19 protein-coding genes are annotated in these 18,698 nt (G+C 38.1%); 18 read left to right on the top strand and 1 reads right to left on the bottom strand.

Annotated features, from left to right (window positions below):
* Nucleotides 1-63 precede the first annotated feature (63 nt).
* From BMZ58_RS12540 to BMZ58_RS12480, 13 genes are all read left to right on the top strand, one after another.
* On the top strand, nucleotides 64-594 hold the full coding sequence (locus BMZ58_RS12540) for an A24 family peptidase (RefSeq protein WP_244151544.1): 531 nt from the start codon (nucleotides 64-66) through the stop codon (nucleotides 592-594).
* A complete protein-coding gene (locus tag BMZ58_RS12535) occupies nucleotides 588-965 on the top strand; it encodes a TadE/TadG family type IV pilus assembly protein (RefSeq protein WP_075036895.1) in 378 nt (125 codons plus the stop codon). The genes BMZ58_RS12540 and BMZ58_RS12535 overlap by 7 nt, the downstream gene beginning before the upstream one ends.
* Nucleotides 966-975: 10 nt before the next feature.
* Nucleotides 976-1,890, top strand: coding sequence for a pilus assembly protein TadG-related protein (locus BMZ58_RS12530; RefSeq protein ID WP_075036894.1), 915 nt, complete (start codon nucleotides 976-978; stop codon nucleotides 1,888-1,890).
* A gap of 11 nt (nucleotides 1,891-1,901) precedes the next feature.
* Entirely contained in the window at nucleotides 1,902-2,828 is a 927-nt protein-coding gene (cpaB, locus tag BMZ58_RS12525) for a Flp pilus assembly protein CpaB (protein ID WP_075036893.1), read from the top strand.
* 21 nt (nucleotides 2,829-2,849) lie between these two features.
* Nucleotides 2,850-3,722: a CpaE/TadZ family protein gene (locus tag BMZ58_RS12520; protein ID WP_083412725.1), complete on the top strand. Its 873-nt coding sequence runs from the start codon at nucleotides 2,850-2,852 to the stop codon at nucleotides 3,720-3,722.
* Nucleotides 3,676-5,079: a TadA family conjugal transfer-associated ATPase gene (locus BMZ58_RS12515; protein ID WP_075036892.1), complete on the top strand. Its 1,404-nt coding sequence runs from the start codon at nucleotides 3,676-3,678 to the stop codon at nucleotides 5,077-5,079. The genes BMZ58_RS12520 and BMZ58_RS12515 overlap by 47 nt, the downstream gene beginning before the upstream one ends.
* A gap of 5 nt (nucleotides 5,080-5,084) precedes the next feature.
* On the top strand, nucleotides 5,085-6,017 hold the full coding sequence (locus BMZ58_RS12510) for a type II secretion system F family protein (protein ID WP_075036891.1): 933 nt from the start codon (nucleotides 5,085-5,087) through the stop codon (nucleotides 6,015-6,017).
* A 4-nt stretch (nucleotides 6,018-6,021) separates the two neighbouring features.
* The gene (locus tag BMZ58_RS12505; protein WP_075036890.1) at nucleotides 6,022-6,939 is read left to right on the top strand and encodes a type II secretion system F family protein; all 918 of its coding nucleotides are present in this window, start codon (nucleotides 6,022-6,024) and stop codon (nucleotides 6,937-6,939) included.
* A gap of 303 nt (nucleotides 6,940-7,242) precedes the next feature.
* Nucleotides 7,243-7,833 carry a BMQ_0737 family morphogenetic spore coat protein gene (locus tag BMZ58_RS12500; RefSeq protein WP_139207337.1) on the top strand — a complete coding sequence of 197 codons (591 nt, stop codon included), beginning with the start codon at nucleotides 7,243-7,245 and terminating at the stop codon, nucleotides 7,831-7,833.
* Between the two features lie 493 nt (nucleotides 7,834-8,326).
* A complete protein-coding gene (locus BMZ58_RS12495) occupies nucleotides 8,327-8,647 on the top strand; it encodes an ArsR/SmtB family transcription factor (RefSeq protein WP_075036888.1) in 321 nt (106 codons plus the stop codon).
* 85 nt (nucleotides 8,648-8,732) lie between these two features.
* Entirely contained in the window at nucleotides 8,733-9,326 is a 594-nt protein-coding gene (locus tag BMZ58_RS12490) for a YdeI/OmpD-associated family protein (RefSeq protein ID WP_075036887.1), read from the top strand.
* Nucleotides 9,327-9,358: 32 nt separating this feature from the next.
* A complete protein-coding gene (locus tag BMZ58_RS12485; RefSeq protein ID WP_075036886.1) occupies nucleotides 9,359-9,769 on the top strand; it encodes an SRPBCC family protein in 411 nt (136 codons plus the stop codon).
* On the top strand, nucleotides 9,766-10,473 hold the full coding sequence (locus BMZ58_RS12480; RefSeq protein ID WP_075036885.1) for an FAD-dependent oxidoreductase: 708 nt from the start codon (nucleotides 9,766-9,768) through the stop codon (nucleotides 10,471-10,473). Before BMZ58_RS12485 ends, BMZ58_RS12480 begins: the two co-directional genes overlap by 4 nt.
* A 466-nt stretch (nucleotides 10,474-10,939) precedes the next feature.
* Here the strand turns inward: BMZ58_RS12480 and BMZ58_RS12470 are convergent, their stop codons facing one another.
* Entirely contained in the window at nucleotides 10,940-12,505 is a 1,566-nt protein-coding gene (locus BMZ58_RS12470) for an alpha-amylase family glycosyl hydrolase (protein ID WP_075036883.1), read from the bottom strand.
* 477 nt (nucleotides 12,506-12,982) lie between these two features.
* Here BMZ58_RS12470 and BMZ58_RS12465 point away from each other — a divergent pair, with 477 nt between their 5' ends.
* The 5 genes from BMZ58_RS12465 (at nucleotide 12,983) to BMZ58_RS12445 (ending at nucleotide 18,534) form a co-directional block, all read left to right on the top strand.
* On the top strand, nucleotides 12,983-13,642 hold the full coding sequence (locus BMZ58_RS12465) for a helix-turn-helix transcriptional regulator (RefSeq protein ID WP_341864787.1): 660 nt from the start codon (nucleotides 12,983-12,985) through the stop codon (nucleotides 13,640-13,642).
* Nucleotides 13,643-13,855: 213 nt separating this feature from the next.
* Nucleotides 13,856-15,340, top strand: a complete 1,485-nt coding sequence (locus tag BMZ58_RS12460; protein WP_075036881.1) for a sodium:solute symporter family protein — start codon at nucleotides 13,856-13,858, stop codon at nucleotides 15,338-15,340.
* Between the two features lie 10 nt (nucleotides 15,341-15,350).
* A complete protein-coding gene (locus tag BMZ58_RS12455; protein ID WP_083412724.1) occupies nucleotides 15,351-16,442 on the top strand; it encodes an alanine racemase in 1,092 nt (363 codons plus the stop codon).
* 12 nt (nucleotides 16,443-16,454) lie between these two features.
* Entirely contained in the window at nucleotides 16,455-18,068 is a 1,614-nt protein-coding gene (locus tag BMZ58_RS12450; RefSeq protein WP_075036879.1) for an N-acyl-D-amino-acid deacylase family protein, read from the top strand.
* 4 nt (nucleotides 18,069-18,072) lie between these two features.
* Nucleotides 18,073-18,534 (top strand): RidA family protein, encoded by a 462-nt coding sequence (locus tag BMZ58_RS12445; protein ID WP_075036878.1) that lies wholly within the window; start codon nucleotides 18,073-18,075, stop codon nucleotides 18,532-18,534.
* Nucleotides 18,535-18,698 lie beyond the last annotated feature (164 nt).

The following is an 18,698-nucleotide window of genomic DNA, read 5'->3' as shown; positions in this document are numbered from 1 at the left end:
TTAAGCTTTTAAAATAAACAAAGGACCCTATTTTCAAATAGGGTCCTTTCATAAAATCAAAAAATGAAGGAAAGGATGGACCATGTGATTAACGTTTTATTATTTTTCATTTTGCTCATTTGCGTCATTACAGATATTAAAGAAAGAAAAATTTATAACAAAGTTATTTATCCTGCTTTGCTGTTCACTTTTATCTTTCACTTCACCACACATGGGTGGGAAGGGTTAAGCCATTCTTTCCTTGGTTTTTTGATTGGCTTTAGTTTATTGCTGATCCCTTACTTTCTAGGGGGGATGGGGGCAGGAGATGTGAAACTGCTTGCATTAATCGGTGCTCTTAAAGGAAGTGCTTTTGTTTTTCAATCTTTCCTATATATGTCCATTATCGGGGCAATGATAGCGTTGGCCATTATCCTGTTTCGCCGCGGGGTCCTGCAATCAATCGTATACTACTTTGCTAGTTTAAAAAGCGGGATCAGACTTCCGGGTGGTATGTCTAAAGGTTCCTTAACAGCAACGTATCCTTATGGTGTAGCAATCGCCCTTGGAGCAACAATTCGTGTAATGACAGAAGGGAATTTCCCTTTATGGTAAAAAAAGAGGATGGTCAGTCCCTTGTGGAATTTGCTCTTGTCCTGCCAATTTTATTATTACTTCTTATAGGTATCATTGATTTCGGTCGGGTACTTTATATTCATCTTCAACTTGAGCTTGTCACGCAGGAGTCCGTTCGGCTTGGGGGTCTGGGGCAAGATGATGAAGCTATCCGTGCCTATGCAGCGAATCACTTCGAAGCGGGTGACTCCTCTAAATTGGATGTATCGATCACCCCTTCAGGAAGTACCCGAAAGACGGGGGATTATGTGACGGTTTCAATCTCTTATCCTGAGAGCTTCTTGCAGCCGCTAGGTAGCGCGTCTATTCCTTACATGATAGAAACCAGCTCAACGATCCGGGTTGAATAAGGAGAGGAAAATGAAGCGATTTTTTAGAGTCTTAAAAAGTAGAGAAAATGGAAACGCTGTTGTCCTCGTGGCCATAGCCATGGGAGGGATACTGACTCTTGCAGGACTGGTGATTGACGGAGGGCATTTATTTATGTCCAAAAGTCATCTGCAAAAGACTGCCAATGCAGCAGCCTTATCAGGAGCACAAGAAATTGTAAATGACCAGGATGATGTAGATTCGGTTGTTAACCATGTATTAGAGTCCCATGGAGAAACAGAAAGTCTGCTGCAATCGACAGTGGAAAATAATCAAGAATTGCACGTAGAGCTTGAAAAAGAAGTTCCGCTGTTTTTCTCTCCCCTTTTCGGAATGGGTCATATACGTGTGAACGTGGATGCAAAAGCTGGCTTGTATCCAATGGGGGAAGCAAAAGGGGTCGTGCCTTTAGGTATCGATGAATCCGTCCCATTATATTACGGAGAGACTTATCAGCTTAAGGTGGACGCAGGGGACTCAACATCTGGGAATTTTGGAGTGCTTGCACTTGAAGGTCCTGGAGCTAAATCTTATGAAGAAAGTTTAACTTATGGATTTGATGAAAAATTAAAGGTAGGAGATATCGTCAGTACACAGACCGGTAATATAGCTGGACCGACGAGGAACGGAATTGATTACCGAGTTACTAACTGCCCCGATGGAGAAGTCAATCAAAGAGATTGCTCAAGGGTCATGTTAGTCATTGTGTATAAACCATACAGCCAATCCAGCAATCAATTGAAAAGTGTAGAAATTACTGGTTTTGCTTATTTTTATATTACCGAACCAATGGCTCAAAACGATGATTCAATCAGCGGGATTTTTATAAAACGTGCGGGAGCAGGGACAGTCGGGGAAGAGGCCACACCCGATCGCGGTGCGTATGCAATCAGATTAATAGAGTAGGTGATGTTTGAATGAAACCTAAAAAAATATTATTGCTGGCTGTTATCTCTGGATTAATTACAACCTTTCTATTTTACACCATTATGAATAAGCAAATATCCAGTGCATCTGGGGAGGAAGCGATGATGGCTGAAGTAATAGTTGCAAGGGAAGATATCCAACAAAATCAAAAAATAACCGAGGAATTACTGACAAGAAAACAAATGCCAGAGGATCAAGTACACGCCCAAACAGCGAGGAAAGCATCAGATGTAGTGGGGCTCTTTGCTACTGCTGATATAAAAGAAGGAGAGTCAGTCATGCTGCACCGTGTTCAGCCAAGCGAAGATGAAGATGAATTTGTTACTAAAAAAGTGACAGAAGGACATCGGGCTGTTTCTATTAGTGTGGATTACGTTAAGTCTGTATCCAATTTGGTAGAACCAGAAGACTTCGTGGATGTTGTGCTAAGTGAAGGGACTGAAGGAGAAACGATAGAATCTAAAGTTATTCTGGAAAATGTACGTGTACTATCCGTAGGACAGCGAATGGTAGAAAAGAAATCTGATGAACCAGAGGAGGAGTATACAGCTGTAACTCTGGAACTGAAACAAGAGGAAGCCGTGAAGCTGGTTAATGGAAGCGAAAGAGGGAACCTTCAACTTGTCCTTTTGAGTGAACAAATATCAGAACGGGAGGAGAAGGAAGGAGCATCACCGGATACGGAAAACAAGACAACTGAGCATTCATCCTATATCACCTTACCTGAACAATCGCTTCTGCGAGAAGGTCCAGGACTGGATTACCCCGTGTCTGATGTTATTTCTAAAGGCTCAAAACTTAAAAATCTGAATGAACAAAAAACAGACGATGAAGAGCGGATGTGGATGTTTGTAGAAACACCCGGGGAGAAAAAAGGATGGATAAGCAGCCGGATTCTTAAACAGGTAAATGAATAACTGAAAGGAAGTGGAGAAACAGTGACAAACTATAAAAATCCAACATTAGGAACGCATGCATTACATGAAATGATCGCCGTGTGCGGTGCTGTTGGGGGAGCGGGGAGAACATCTGTCACTGTTAATCTTGCAGCCTCTTTAGCTAAAAAGAAAAGGAACATACGGATTGTCGATGGAGATTTACAATTTGGCGATACAGCTTTAGCCCTTGATCTACAGCCGCCGCAGACGTTGAAGGACATTGCCGAAAGAGTAGACGAAAGGGATTTCCAGGATTATTGGACAGTACACGATTCCGGGATCGAGCTGCTCGCAGCTCCCTACCGACCTGAACATGCGGACTTGTTTACGGCTGATATGCTTGCTTCGCTGATTGAATCAGTGAAGGCCGATTCCGATATCTTATTAGTGGATACGGAAGCAGGCTTAACGGAAAGTAGTTTGCAAGTAATGGAAAAGGCTGATCGTATTCTGCTAGTTACAACGCCGAGGATGGCGGCGTTAAAACATACTCGGTTAATGGTAGAGACACTCCAGGTGCTCGATATGAAACATAAAGTTGAAGTGATCGTTAATCAGTTCACTACTGGGTCGGTAATGAAAGCAAGTGAAATTAGAGATTTAATACAAACAGAAAATATACATTTTTTACCATATGAATACAAGGGTATATCCGAATCACTGGATTTAGGAATCCCACTGGTGGAAAGCCATCCAAAGCATTCCTATTCAATCCAAATCGGTCAGCTGGCAGAGGGGCTTTTCCCAACTATACAAATGAAAAGAGAAAAGTATAGTGTTGTAAACAAGGTGATTAATAGATTAAAAGGTTCAAGGGGGAGCAGGCATGAGTTTATTGGCAAAACTTCAATCAAAGACTCAGGAAGAAGCTGATGTAAATAAGAATAAAGAAGTGGCAGAAAATGATAGAACAATACAGCCGCCACCTCAACCAGCTCCTAAGAAGAAAAAGTTGGATAAAAAGCCGGAGATAAAACCAGATCCTAATAAAGAACTGAAGAGTTTGACGTTTAAATACATTTTAAAAGAACGGAAAGACGAAAATGTTGAAGAGATTGTCGATGATTTAGAGGAAATTATCAATAATATCATCATTGAAAATGATATGAATCCTAAAATAGAAGATTTAGATAAATTAAAGAAAGAATTAGCTAATGATTTAACAGGTTATGGTCCGATCAATCCATTACTTCTTGATGAGGACGTTTCCGAGGTAATGGTGAACGGCCCTTTTCAAGTGTATGCAGAACGGGGCGGGCGGTTAGAGCTTACGGATATTACTTTTCGTGATAATGAACATGTAATGGCGGTTTTGGAAAAAATTGTATCCCCTCTCGGACGGCGAATTGATGAAAGCAGTCCAATAGTTGATGCTAGACTTCAGGATGGTTCAAGGGTGAACGCTATCATCCCCCCATTAGCTTTAGGCGGTCCTACGATTACCATTCGAAAGTTTGCAAAGGATCCATTTACAATAAAAGATTTGATACGTTTTGGGACATTGACAAAAGAGATGGCGGACTTTATTCAAGCTTGTGTAGAAGCAAAGTTGAATATTTTTGTAAGCGGCGGAACAGGATCGGGTAAAACTACAACCCTAAATGTCCTCTCCTCTTTTATTTCTAATAAAGATCGTATAGTAACTATTGAGGATGCTGCAGAGCTTCAACTAGGGCAAGAGCATGTAGTTTCACTTGAGACCCGCCCACCAAATATTGAAGGAAAAGGAAACATTTCCATTCGTGATCTTGTTAGAAACTCTCTTCGGATGCGCCCCGATCGTATTGTGATTGGGGAGGTCCGGAGCGGAGAAGCTTTAGACATGCTGCAAGCAATGAATACGGGACACGATGGTTCTCTTGCTACTGGCCACTCTAACAGTCCGCGCGACATGATCGCCCGTTTGGAAACGATGGTATTGATGGCTGGAATGGAGCTTCCAATCAAAGCAATTCGCGAACAAATTGCTGGTGCTCTTGATGTCATTATTCAACAATCGAGATTAAAGGATGGTACCCGCAGGATCACGAATATTACCGAAGTTCAAGGATTGGAAGGAGATATCATTGTACTTCAGGATATTTTCACTTTTAAGCAGTCGGGTATCGATCAGGAAGGAAAAATCATTGGAAAGTTAGTGCCAACAGGGGTGCGGCCTAAGTTTTATGAACGAATGGAATATGAGGGCATACACTTACCCGCCTCTATCTTTATCGAAAAGGGAGAGTAATTCGAGTGACTATCTTATTCGTAGGAGCTGTATTTCTTACTATATTTCTCTTTTTACTGGCGCTTGGCACCAGACGTCCAGTTACAGTTGGGGAAGAGGAGGATGGAACTCCATCTTTGACAGCTAAAGAGTTATTAAGACAAAGTAACCAGCGCCTGAAAATGATGTTGATCAGAAAGAAAAAGCCGACAAAAAAAAGAAATCAATTAGAGGAGCAGCTAAGCGGAGCAGGTCTTAGTATGAAAGCCGAAGAATTTATTGCTTTTCGGTGGATTGTCAGTCTTATAAGCGGCGGCTTATTTTACCTTATACTGCAAACTATTATTGGGCTGATATTAGGCGCAATTATCGGTTTTTTTATCCCGCATTTTTTGTTGAAAAGGAAGCGTAGGATAAGAATTAAGCAGTTCAATAACGGGCTGCCAGGAATGATTACTTCTATTATCGGTTCCTTGCGTGCCGGATTTAGTTTTCCCCAATCCTTGCAAATGGTTGCTGAAGAGTCTTACTCCCCGATTAAAGATGAGGTCCAGATTGTATTAAAATCTATGCAATACGGGACAAGTTTGGAAGAGGCTTTAATTGAGTGGAAAAAGCGGCTGCCGAGCGAAGATCTCTCTTTATTAGTCGAAGCGATTTTGATACAAAGACAAGTAGGAGGAAATCTTGCCTATCTCCTCGACAAAATAGTAGAAACAACGAGGGAACGTACAAAGATAGAAAATCAGATTAAAACATTAACTGCTCAAGGACGTTTGTCAGGGGTGATCATAAGTCTTTTGCCTGTTGGTCTAGGGGGGCTCATTTATTTAATGAATCCCGAATATATCCTTACATTATTTACGAATCCTATTGGGCAAGTATTGATCGCAGCAGCTCTTATAGGTGGGATCATTGGCTTTATACTAATTCGGAAAATAACGACTATAGAGGTGTGAATCGATGCTATTATTGTATATTAGTTTCTTTCTATTTATCAGTCTATTAGTTTACTCTCTTCTTACTTTTAGAACAGTAAAAGCTGCACACCGTACGAAAAGAATAAAGGCTTATTTTACATCCTCTTACCAAGTGTCCGATCCTATCCAAGGAGAAGAAGAACCTTCATTCTCTTACCGCGTATTGGCCCCTTTATGGAAGAATATGAAAAGAAAGTATCAAAGAAAATGGAATAAGGAAAAGGTTGACCAGCTTGAAATCAAGCTTCTTCAAGCTGGTCAGCCTTTTGGGCTGTCTCCTGTCGAATTTAAAATATTCCAGCGGATTTTATTATTTATCTTACCGTTTATTGGTGGAGCTTTTTCCTTTTTCCTTAATGGGAGCATGTCTTTAACAACTTTACTAGTATTAACAGGAACAGTGGTAGCTTTTATACTTCCTAAGTATTATTTGAAATTAAAAGCAGATAACAGAAGTAAGCTTGCTGTAAAAGAGCTGCCTGATACACTTGATCTTTTGACGATCAGCCTTGAAGGCGGTTTAGGTTTTGATTCTGCTTTAAGCAAAGTAGTTTCAAAAAAAAGAGGTGTTCTTTCTAAAGAATTCAACCGTTGTTTGGAAGAGATTCGTTTAGGAAAGACAAGAAAAGAAGCGTTAAACGCGATTATTGATCGGTTATCTTCTGAGGAATTAAAGTCACTCATTTATAACATCGTACAAGCAGAAAAACTTGGCGTTGGAATGGTTAAGGTGCTAAGAGTTCAAACGGAGGAAATCCGTGAGAAAAGAAGGCAGATAGCGGAAGAAGCAGCTATGAAGGCGCCAATTAAGATGATGTTTCCGCTAGTTTTGTTTATATTCCCAACCTTATTTATTATTTTACTTGGACCTGCAGTCCTGCAATTTATCGACGCATTTTAGGGCCCATTCGCTTGCAGTATTTCCACTAAATAGTTTTAGGGGGAGTTGATATTATATTATTGAACTCCTTGCCCAAAAACTTAATATCTTTCTAAACAGATTAATTCTAGGTTTTAAATAGTTTTGACTGGATATTTCTCTTGGAAATTTAAAATAGCTGAAAGTCTCCCATAAAGTAATCAATCTTAAGGGAGATTTTTTTATGGATTTTCTATCTTCCACTTTTCTTCAATACATTTTTAAAGGAAATATCTGATTGGTGAATCCATCAAATGGCTAACCATTGAAGTAGTAAACGGGGAAATGACTTATGTTCTTATTGAACTGGACGCAGGAGGAGATCCGTGTCTGCTTGATGATCGAAGAGGCTTCTGTACCATAGAAAATCTCACATGCCGGGAGGTGGGCGATCCAAATCGCAGAGAAATCGTTACGATGCAGCTGCCGAATGGAGAGCAGGCAGAATTGCAGCTCATCCATGTAGCCATCACTTTCGAGGTGACCGTGACGATTGAAGGTACGAATGGAGTTTGTGTAAGTGGCCCTGTGGAGTGGACGATTTACGATCAAGTGATCATATGTGCACCCCCGGCTACCGTTATTGCGTGTTCCGTGGAATTAAGTGATTGTGCAGTCGATCTTGAATGCAGAAATGGAAGCTTAACTTCCGTCATCCTACGGTTGCTTTTGAACAATAATCTTCAAACACAAACCGGAGCGACTGTCCGTTTAAGCGGATTTCCTAGTGCAGCCAGAGGAAATGAAATGGAGCTCCAGCAGGAAGAGCAGTTATGTGTGAATGTGACACGTGTCTTGGATTGGGTGCAATTGTGTAGGGAAAAAGAAATCGTTATTGATGTAGAGAGACTCACTTTCAGATGCAATTTTGGTTAAAGTATAGGATAGTTTTTAAAGGATTTTTATAGAAAGGTGGGTAGGGATAGATAGGTATACAATTCAATTTCGGATTTTTTTACCTTTGGTTACACATTATTTCTAGATTCATACGTTTAGATTTAGTTTTGGTTAAGCGTTTTGGGCTATGGTTTTGACTGGTTTTTAAAACTTAACTTATAACCTCTCAAGAGTTTATAAACTCATGAGAGGTTTTTCTTTTTTTCTTGAATTTGTAAGAAGTGCATTGCCAATCTCAAAACTGAGTCTTCAAGTATATGGTAGTAGGATTGTGGAAGACTCAGATGCGAGATATTAACCTGAAACTTTTCTTTTAGAAGGGTTATTTCACTTCTTAAGTTGTGGTCATAGCAGGATTAAGGTGTGGCTGGTTACGGGTACAATTTATACTTAATATTGACTGGACACTTTTTGGTGTCGTATAATAAAGGGCACTGATGGGTGTCCTATTTTTAATGAAGGAGAGAAGAGCTTGAATACTATTTACCAAAAGAATGACGTTTTTGTAGCTATTGCAGATCCTACAAGACGAAAATTAATACATCTGTTGGCAAGTACTGAAGAGTTACCTTTACATGAATTAACTCCTTATTTCCAAATGGGTCGTACTGCTGTTTCAAAACATTTATCAATCCTAAAAGAAGCAGATTTAGTAACCAACCGTAAAATAGGTAGAGAAACAAGGTATCGGCTAAATGCAACCCCCTTACAGGAAGTGAAAGATTGGTTATCCTTTTATGAAAAGTTTTGGAATGAAAAGGCATTATTACTAAAGAATATAGTAGAGGAATAAAAAATTTCAGATTTTGTATAGGAATTTTCAAAGAAAAGGTTGCTCTTGGATGTGACTTCGAAAAGTTGAAGGAAGGTGTTTCTGAATGACTAGTAGTGAAGAAAGTCGTAAGGTTGATGGTTTTTTAAGAAAAGAAAAAAAGTGGAAGAGTGAATTTGAAAAGTTAAGACAAATAGTTTTGGATTGTGGTCTAACAGAAGATTTTAAATGGATGCACCCTTGTTATACGTTAGATGGAAAGAATATTGTTTTAATTCACGGCTTTAAAAAATATTGTGCTCTTTTGTTTCACAAAGGTGCTTTGTTAAAAGATCCTGATCAAATACTTATCCAACAAACCGAGAATACGCAGGCAGCACGCCAAATTCGATTCACCAATGTTCAGGAAATCATGGACATGGAGAAGACCCTGAAAACCTATATTCATAATGCTATGGAAGTAGAAAAAGCAGGTTTGGAAGTAGAGTTCAAGAAAACTTCTGAATATACCGTTCCTGAGGAATTAAAATCTAAATTTGATGAAATGCCTGAATTGAAAACAGCTTTTGAATCGTTGACGCCTGGACGACAAAGAGCGTATCTTTTTTATTTTTCTGGAGCCAAACAATCTAAAACCAGAAATTCAAGAATTGAAAAATATACGCAGAAAATTTTAGATGGAAAAGGATTGAATGATTAGCATTTTATAAATCATATATGGAGGGATAGATAATGGCAGATCTATCATTGGATTTTCAATTTAAGAGTCCGATCAATAAAGTATGGGAAGCCTTAACAAATTCAGATACTCTTGCACAATGGGTAATGGAAAATAATTTTAAACCCATTGTCGGATTCAAATGTCAGTTTCGTAATGAGGAAATAGATTTAATTGTAGATAGTGAGGTATTAGTTGTGGACGAACCTCATAAATTATCATACACATGGGTAGGTGGTCACATAAAAACAATCGTCACCTGGACATTAAAGGAAGAGGATGGAATTACATATTTACATCTCGACCATACAGGCTTCGACAAAGAAGACCAGGCATTCAACGGTGCGAAATATGGTTGGGCGTATAAAGTGGAAGAACTTAAAAAAGTATTGATGGAAATTGAAGAAAAAGGTGCAAACGAATGAGTTTTTTTCAAGATGCATTAGCAATGTTTAAGAAGAGAGATTTATTATTTTTAGAAAGCTACAAAGAAACAGAAGATGTTTATACCTTCCTATTTCAAAAAGAGAACGACTTAAATTGGAAAGCTGGGCAACATGGTTTGTTTACGATCACTCATAAGAAAATTAAAAACAAAACACGCCCATTCACTGTCGCATCGGCTCCTGCTGAGGGTGTGGTTAGAATATCGACGCGTATTAGTGAAAAGCCAAGTGAGTTTAAACAAGCGATGCTAGAACTGAAACAGGGAATGACAATAAACATGACCGGGCCTTTAGGGTCATTTAACCCGGAAGATAACAAACCTTCCCTTCTCATAGCAGGTGGAATTGGTATTACACCATTTCGATCAATTTTAAAACAAATAGAATTAGAAGAAAAAGGCATCAAGAAGCCAATGCAGTTACTCTATCTGGATAGCAATAAGTCTTTTATATTCAAAGATGAACTTGATGCGATTGCTAACCATCCTTTGATAAGTGTCACTTACCTGGACTCAAGGGATGGTTTATATCAGGAGATAGATACGTTCACCACCTTAAATGAGGGGGATGGTCAGTACTTTATTGCTGGATCTAAGTCAATGGTGAAATCAATATCCGACTTTTTAAAGAGTAACCAGGTTCCTAAGAAAAATATCAAAAAGGATGCCTTTTACGGGTATTAGTTATTGGTCTTCAGGGAAGCGCTGGCAGAAGCGCTGGGACGGTTCCTGCGCTTCCTAAGGCATATAAATGATCAAGATTGTTCGTCGTTTGAAATGCTTAATCATAAAAGGTAGAAGGTATGTAAAAAGCGAATTAAGGTTCATTCTGCACTTAGAAAAGGTCCAAAAATTTATTCTTGCTTTATATATTTATGTACTCAGAATGAAACTTTCTCCTTTTGTATTGAATTGAACTTGAGGAAGCATAAGGAACCGTCCCAGTGCTACTTGTTTAGTGGCTCTAAAGTCATTTTGGAAGCAGCTATTCGGGAATATGATGGGCGAACGATTACAAAGAACCCTGTCTTAAAACCTGCAAACAGGGGTACAAGTGTAAAACCTAGTATAAGGAAAAACATCCATAATAATGTAGAGAAGAAACTACCAGCAATATATAAGCCTTTCGCTGGTAGTCTCTTCAGTATTATTATTTACTTTTAACTAATACAGTCGTATGGGCGGGAACTTCTAGCGATGATTGGACTTTTTTTGTACCTTTTTCACTAGTGAATACCAATTTATCCTTTTTACCTACTGAAAGTTCGACAGAATTATTTGAGAGGTTGTGGTAAACCTTCACAGTTTCGTCTTGATAGGTTCGTGAATAAGCAATAACTTGAGATGTATCCGTTTCTAATGGTTGTAGATCTCCTTTTTCTAATGCTACGTGATTCTTGCGTTCGCGAATCAGTTCACGGTAATGATTCAATAAAGAATCTTTGTTTTTATCTTGTGCTTCAACAGATCTACCGTCATCACCCGTATTATAGACAGGCTCTTCCCAACTCGTTTGTCCTTTTCCATCTCCTTCATACCAGCGGAAGGGTTCACGAATGAGTTCATCTGGTTTTTCCCCAGTCATCCCTATCTCTTCACCGTAGTAAATAAAAGGATTGCCTGGAAGTGTTAATAAAATAGAAGCAGCGGTTTTGGCTTGGTCAACATTGCCGCTAAGCTCACTCATTACACGATTTTGGTCATGATTTGTTAAGAAAGTAGCATCAATCTTATTTGGATTATACTCCTTGTACAATTCATCTGTAGAATTGACAGCTGGAACAACTCCTTGATCTATGCCGTTCTTAACAGAGTTTACAATCGTTTCAGCTAAATCAAAGTTAAATAAAGAATCTAAAGATTGATAGTATGGAGCAACTACTTCTGGCTCGTCCCATACTTCACCGACTAAATAAGCATTTGGGTCAGCTTCTTTCATTGCATCTCTAAATTCATTCCACCACTCGATATTTTTCTCTGCACCTTCTTCCGTTTCCCCCTCAAAAATGTGCAAAGCGGCATCTAATCGGAAACCATCTGCCCCTTGATCCAGCCAAAATCTACCAATATCTTTAATTTCTTCTTTAACTTCCGGGGAGTCAAAATTCAAATCAGGCATACCGTGCCAAAATGTACCGTAATAATATCCTTCTCCATTTGGGTTTTTATGCCAAACTTGTTGCCCCCATGGACCTTTTTCATCGAGATCTGTATCTTCATCTGCCCAAACATAATAATCACGATATTTACTGTCTGGATCAGAACTAGCACTTTCAAACCAAGGATGTTCACTGCTTGTATGATTAATCACTAAGTCCATAATCACTTTCGTATCCCGTTTATTAGCTTCTTCTGTTAGTTTTTGAAAATCTTCAAGAGTACCATAATCAGGATCAATACTATAGTAATCGGTCACATCATATTTATGGTAGCTGGGGGAGGGGTTGATAGGCATTAACCACATACCATCAACTTGCAGGTCTTTCTTGTTATTAGGGTTACCATCATTTAAATAATCCAACTTCTTTGTAATCCCGTTTAAATCACCATGTCCATCTTCGTTTGAATCATAAAAAGAATTGACATAGATTTCATAAAAGACACCATCAAGACTATCTTTGGATACTTTAGGTTGTGGATCAGCTTGGACAACAGACGACAGACTGGCAGCTAGCATAAAGGATGCAGCTGTAGCTGACCATTTCTTTTTGTTCATTATTCCAACTCCTTATTAACAATGATGTGCAATCGTTTGCGCAAACTAATTACATCATCAGCATACAATCCTATGTAAACGATTTCAACTAGCTGTTACAATTTTTAGAATTTTTGAATAATATTACCTAGTTAATTTTAAGTGCGGTCATATAAGAACAAACATTCAGTATAGGTGGGAGTCACTGCTACCATACTTCCCAGTTTCAAAATACGTATCAAAAACCAAGTATCCTTCCATCATTAAGAACGGCTCTATTAAATGAGAGTCGTTTTTTTATGTAGGGAAATGTTTCCCTCAGCACGTTGATTCACCATTTAAACGCGAGGACGGTTTGTGGGCTTCTGGATTAACGCTTTAGAATTCTAAAGATAATTTCAAACAAATTTTTTTTTAGCATAAAAAAAAGTTTGTTGACAAAATGGGCTATTCACTTTAGAGTTAAATGTATAAAATATTCAGAAGATATAAAGGGAGGTGAACAACTTGGAACATATTAATGAGGAGCTGGATTTTTTAGAATCATTTATAAAGGGAATTGCTAATCATTTTGGCGAAAATTGTGAAACCGTTTTATTAGATGTATCTAATCCAGAGGAATACGGAAGTGGATTGATAGTTGCTATTGAAAACGGACATATTACTGGGAGAAAAGTTGGAGACACTGGAACAAATCTAGGCTTAGAAATATTAAGAGGTACAGAAAGTGATGGGGATAAACATAATTATATGACCCAGACCAAAGATGGGAAAATGCTACGATCAACTACGATGTATATTCGTGATTCACAAAATGTACCTATAGGTTGTATCTGTATTAATTTAGATATTACAGACCTAGTAATGGCTGAAAATACTATAAGACAATTTACAAAGGCAGATGAAATCAATACTGAGGTTAAAGAAGTATTCGTGAATAATGTAAATGATGTTTTGGATATGTTGATTCAAGAAGCACAAGAACATGTCGGGAAACCTGTTGCTCATATGAATAAAGAAGAAAAAATGAAAGGCATACAATACTTGGATAAAAAGGGGGCTTTTTTGATAAAAAAAGCAGGTGATACGATTTGTTCCTATTTTGGCATTTCAAAATATACATTATATAACTACCTGGAAAAGTCTAGAGTGGAGTAACTAATAATGAAAATCTTCAAAGGTTTACCCCAATACGAATCGTATACAAACTATTTAAAAAGTTCTCGAAAAATTGTATAAATTACTACCCTACCTAAATCTGGAGCGTGGATAAATATAAAAACCCCTAAGTGATATTTTCCTCCAAGAAAATTATATTTTTTCATATGTAGTTTTACTATATAAGAAAAATATTAAAGGAGAGGTATAAAAATGGGCGAAGCGCAGTTGATCTATTTTTTAGTGTTTCTTGGTTTTCTTCTTGCTATGGTAGCTGTTGGAATTATTGTGAGTAGAAATGTTAATAGTGGTGAGGACTTCCTGATGGGAGGTCGCGGTTTGACTACACCATTATTAATTGGAACTACTCTAGCAACATTAGTAGGAACTGGGTCAAGTATGGGAGCTGTAGGTTTTGGATTTGCTAACGGATGGGCGGGAGCTCTTTATGGCATAGGTGGATCTATTGGAATGTTTCTCTTACTAGTTTTGTTTGCAGATGTAAGAAAGTACAATTTTATGACTTTCTCAGAAGAATTAAGCTTTTATTACGGAGCCAATAAATTTGTTAAAGGCTTAACCTCTATTATTCTATATATGGCGTGTATTGGTTGGTTAGGAGCTCATATTATTGGAGGGAGTTTATACTTAAGTTGGATTACAGGCCTTAATCCGATTACATCTAAAATAATTGTTGCAGTGGGTTTCGGTTTATACACGCTTATTGGAGGTTATTTAGCTGTTGTTTACACGGATGTTATACAAGGTTTAATTTTATTTTTAGGTTTTATTTTATTGACAGCGCTTTCTATTATAAAAATCGGAGGGTTTGGGGAACTTAATGCCAATGTTACTCCTGAGATGAGCTCCTTTTTAGGATTGGGGCAAATAGGAGTTATTCCTGCTATATCCTTGGCAGTAGTTATTGCTATAGGGGTACTGGCCACCCCATCATATCGACATCGAATTTATTCCAGTAAAAATGAACTAACTATAAGAAAAGGATTTTTAATTACAGGTATACTATTTGCATTATTTTCTTTGTTCCCAGCTATTGTAGGGATGTCTGCAAGTATCCTTAATCCTGAACTTGAATCCGGTTATGCCTTTCCATATTTAGCCACAGAAGTATTTCCTCTCTGGATTGGAGCTGTTGTTCTTATTGCAGGACTTAGCGCCACCATGTCATCTGGAAGTTCTGATTTTATTGCTGCAGTAACCATTCTCCTTAGAGATGTGTTTGAAGTTTTTACAGGAAGACTTCCGAAGAAGGAAAAGATGGTTCTCTCATCAAGAATCTCACTCGTATTAACTCTACTACTAGCATTGTTTTTCACATTATTTACCAATAATATAATTACTTATATCTCAAACTTTGTTTCAACAGTCATGTCAGGTTTATTTGTAGCTGCTCTATTAGGTAAATTTTGGGATAGGGCGAACTGGCAAGGTGGTATAGCAAGCTTGATTGGTGGATCTGCAACTTCATTTATACTTTTAAACAATGAAAGTATGATGACTTTTTGGGGAAATCCTATCATTCCTTCAGTTCTAGTAGCTTTGGTAGCAAATATCGTTGTTAGTTTACTAACCCCAGCTCAAAAAATATCCAAAGAAGAGGCTCTTCGCTTACTAGAAGAAGAAAGAACTAGGTTGGACGAAGGGACTATCATTCCAGATAAAAAACATGTTCAATAGGAGGGGTAAAATGTCTCAAACGCCTTATATAGTAATAGATGAAAAAATTTTGCATAAAAATATCAGAAAAATGTCAAAATTGGCAAAAATGAACGAGGTTGATTTAAGACCACATATTAAAACACATAAAATCCCTCATATCGCTAAATTACAGTTAGCAGAAGGAGCGGTTGGAATTACCGTAGCAAAAATTTCAGAGGCTAAGGTAATGGCTAGTTATGGTATTAATGATATTTTTATCGCTTATCCAGTAGTCAGTGGAGCGAAAGCGAGAGAAATTTGTGTGTTAAATAAAGAGCTTTCTAATTTAATAGTTGGAGTAGATAGTATCGAGGGCGCCAGAGTCCTGAATGAATATGCTAATAAATACAATCAGATCATACAAGTCCGCTTGGAAATTGATACGGGCTTGGAACGGACGGGAGTGGATTTTCAAAAAGCTATAGTTTTGGCGAAAGAATTAGCCCAACTTGAATTTCTTTCCTTACAAGGTATCTTTACTTTTAAAGGTCCTGTATATAAAGGGGAGGCAACGACAGATGTCCAAAAGGCTGGTAGAGAAGAAGGAGAGCTTATGGTAGAAGTTGCTACTCAGTTAAGGGAGGCTGGAATTGAGGTGGACGACATCAGTGTAGGTTCTACTCCAACCGCAGCCTCGGCTGTTACCGTGGGAGGTATTACAGAAATTCGTCCAGGCACTTATGTATTTAATGATGCAATGCAAGTTAAATTAGGAGTTAGTGAATGGGAAGACTGTGCGGCTAAAGTGATTAGTACGGTGGTAAGTCGCCCCTCTGATAAACGTGCTGTTATTGATGGGGGCAGCAAAACTTTTGCAACGGATGTGCAACCGAATCATGCCCCGCTTTATTTGCAGGGGTTTGGTACCATGCAACAATATCCTAAAGCTCTATTTGCTCGGATGAATGAAGAACATGGAGTAATAATGACCAATGGTTCTGATCTTAAAATAGGGGAAAAGGTAAGTGTTATACCAAATCACATTTGTAGCACCATTAATCTTCATAACTATGTTTATTTGAAAAAGGGAGAAAACGATTATGAAAAACTAAAGGTAGAAGCAAGAGGTATGATCCAGTGAGGAGGTATTGTGATGCTAGATACGGTGATTAAGAATGGAAAGGTCATCGATGGAACAGGAAACCCTTGGTTTTATGGAAACGTTGGGATTAAGGAGGGGCGAGTTGTATCTGTTGGACCAAACACCTCAGATGATGCAAGAGAAACTATTGATATTAAAGGGAAAATTGTGTCTCCAGGTTTTATTGACGGACATTGCCATTCTGACCTTATGATTCTTGATTTTCCTGAAAGTGAAATTAAACTTCAACAAGGGGTTACGACAGAAGTAGTGGGTAACTGTGGTCTCGCACCTGTACCTGTTAATCCTTTACACAAAGCAGCACTTCAAACGTACGTAGAACCAGTTTTGGGTAAAGCCAACAAAGATTGGAAATGGGAGACGATAAGTGATTACTTTAATGAGCTTGATAAAAGTCTAATTTCAGAAAATGTTGCTTCTTATGTCGCTCATGGTTCCCTACGAATTGCTGTAATGGGATTTGATAATAGACCACCAACGAGAGAAGAAATGGAAGAGATGAAATATATTTTAGAAGAGGGAATGAAAGCTGGAGCAATTGGGCTTTCTATTGGACTTTTATATTCTCCAGGAAGTTATTCCACGAAAGAAGAGCTTGCAGAGTTATGTGAAGTCGTAGCTAAATATAATGGACTATTCTCAACGCATATAAGAGGAGAAGGCAATAATTTAATTCCTTCTATAAAAGAGGTTATATGGATAGCCAATAAATCAAATGTTCCTCTTCACATCAGTCACTTAAAGGCAGCTGGTAAACGAAACTGGGGCAAAGTGATAGAGGCTATGGAAATTATAGAAAATGCTCGAAGTAATGGAATGGACGTAACTTGTGATGTTTATCCCTATTCAGCTGGATCTACTATGCTTACCACCTTATTACCTCCTTGGTCATTAGAGGGGGGGATATCTTCAGTATTGTCTAAACTAATAGATCCAATAGAGAGAAATCGAATTAAGCAGGAACTAATTCACGAGCAAGAGGAATGGGATAATCTCGTAGTATCAACAGGATGGGATAGTGTTTTTGTATCTTCAGTAAACTCGATTAACCTAAAGAGGTATGAAGGGAAATCAATCCTTGAAATTAGTCATGAAACAGGAAAAGATCCAATTGACCAGGCTTTTGATTTATTAATTGAGGAGAATGGAAACATTGGAATAGTTTTCTTCCATATGGATGAAAAAGACATTCAACAAGTTATGCATTACCAAAACTCTTTAATAGCATCAGATAGTTTAACCTGTTATACAGGAAAACCTCACCCAAGGCTTTATGGTACTTTTCCAAGGGTATTTTCAAAATATGTTAAACAAGATAAAGTCCTCTCAATTGAAGAAGCGATTAGGAAAATGACATCATTTCCAGCTAAACGGTTTGGTCTAGGGAAACGAGGATTATTAACTGAGGGGTATGCAGCAGATCTAGTCGTATTCGATTTTGAAAAAATAGATGACCGAGCTACCTATAATACTCCTGAAGTTTACCCAGAAGGAATAGAATATGTTTTTGTGAATGGAAAACTTACAATGAATGAGAAGAATCATAATTCACAAAGGTGTGGATGTTTTATTAAACAAACAAATTCAACTATTCTCGCGAGGTGAAAAAATGATTAATGTAGAAGAAAAAATAAAAGAATTAGGGATTGTTATTCCTGAAGCCCCCAAACCAGGTGCTGTATACGTGCCTGCTAAAAGGGTAGGGAAATTAGTTTATACATCAGGGCAAGATTGCAGGGTGAATGGCAAACTTCTTTATGAAGGGAAACTCGGTAGCGATCTTACAGTAAAACAAGGTTATGAGGCTGCTCAACAGACCATGATTAACTGTTTAGCAGTACTAAAAGCTGAGATAGGAGATTTTAGTAAAATAAAACAGGTAGTAAAGCTTCTTGCTTTCGTAAACTCAGCTCCCGGTTTTGTAGAACAACCTTATGTAATCAATGGAGCATCTGAATTGTTGGAAGCAATTCTTGGTGATAAAGGTAAGCATGCGAGATCTGCCATCGCTTCAAATGAACTACCGTTTAATACACCAGTTGAAATTGAAATGATTGTGGAAATTGAATGATGTTTAAAGTAGAGATAAGTGTAAGAACGGAAGAACCTACTCCTCCATAAGGGGAGTAGGTTCTTTTGTGATAGCTTTATTAAGCAAGGAGAAAGTGTAAGGAATCATATAAATGATCAGGAATGTTCGTCGTTTGAAATGTTGGGTCAAAAGGTAGGAAGTCT

Source organism: Halobacillus dabanensis (genome assembly GCF_900114165.1).
Taxonomy (GTDB): Bacteria; Bacillota; Bacilli; order Bacillales; family Halobacillaceae; genus Halobacillus; species Halobacillus dabanensis.
This window is presented reverse-complemented; position numbering and strand designations above follow the sequence as displayed.

Coding starts and splice junctions, on each gene's coding strand:
- BMZ58_RS12535 (WP_075036895.1), top strand. CDS start 588: ATGGTAAAAAAAGAGGATGGTCAGTCCCTTGTGGAATTTGCTCTTGTC.
- BMZ58_RS12500 (WP_139207337.1), top strand. CDS start 7,243: ATGACTTATGTTCTTATTGAACTGGACGCAGGAGGAGATCCGTGTCTG.
- BMZ58_RS12515 (WP_075036892.1), top strand. CDS start 3,676: ATGAGTTTATTGGCAAAACTTCAATCAAAGACTCAGGAAGAAGCTGAT.
- BMZ58_RS12480 (WP_075036885.1), top strand. CDS start 9,766: ATGAGTTTTTTTCAAGATGCATTAGCAATGTTTAAGAAGAGAGATTTA.
- BMZ58_RS12540 (WP_244151544.1), top strand. CDS start 64: ATGAAGGAAAGGATGGACCATGTGATTAACGTTTTATTATTTTTCATT.
- BMZ58_RS12445 (WP_075036878.1), top strand. CDS start 18,073: ATGATTAATGTAGAAGAAAAAATAAAAGAATTAGGGATTGTTATTCCT.
- cpaB (WP_075036893.1), top strand. CDS start 1,902: ATGAAACCTAAAAAAATATTATTGCTGGCTGTTATCTCTGGATTAATT.
- BMZ58_RS12470 (WP_075036883.1), bottom strand. CDS start 12,505: ATGAACAAAAAGAAATGGTCAGCTACAGCTGCATCCTTTATGCTAGCT.
- BMZ58_RS12530 (WP_075036894.1), top strand. CDS start 976: ATGAAGCGATTTTTTAGAGTCTTAAAAAGTAGAGAAAATGGAAACGCT.
- BMZ58_RS12485 (WP_075036886.1), top strand. CDS start 9,359: ATGGCAGATCTATCATTGGATTTTCAATTTAAGAGTCCGATCAATAAA.
- BMZ58_RS12455 (WP_083412724.1), top strand. CDS start 15,351: ATGTCTCAAACGCCTTATATAGTAATAGATGAAAAAATTTTGCATAAA.
- BMZ58_RS12460 (WP_075036881.1), top strand. CDS start 13,856: ATGGGCGAAGCGCAGTTGATCTATTTTTTAGTGTTTCTTGGTTTTCTT.
- BMZ58_RS12505 (WP_075036890.1), top strand. CDS start 6,022: ATGCTATTATTGTATATTAGTTTCTTTCTATTTATCAGTCTATTAGTT.
- BMZ58_RS12490 (WP_075036887.1), top strand. CDS start 8,733: ATGACTAGTAGTGAAGAAAGTCGTAAGGTTGATGGTTTTTTAAGAAAA.
- BMZ58_RS12450 (WP_075036879.1), top strand. CDS start 16,455: ATGCTAGATACGGTGATTAAGAATGGAAAGGTCATCGATGGAACAGGA.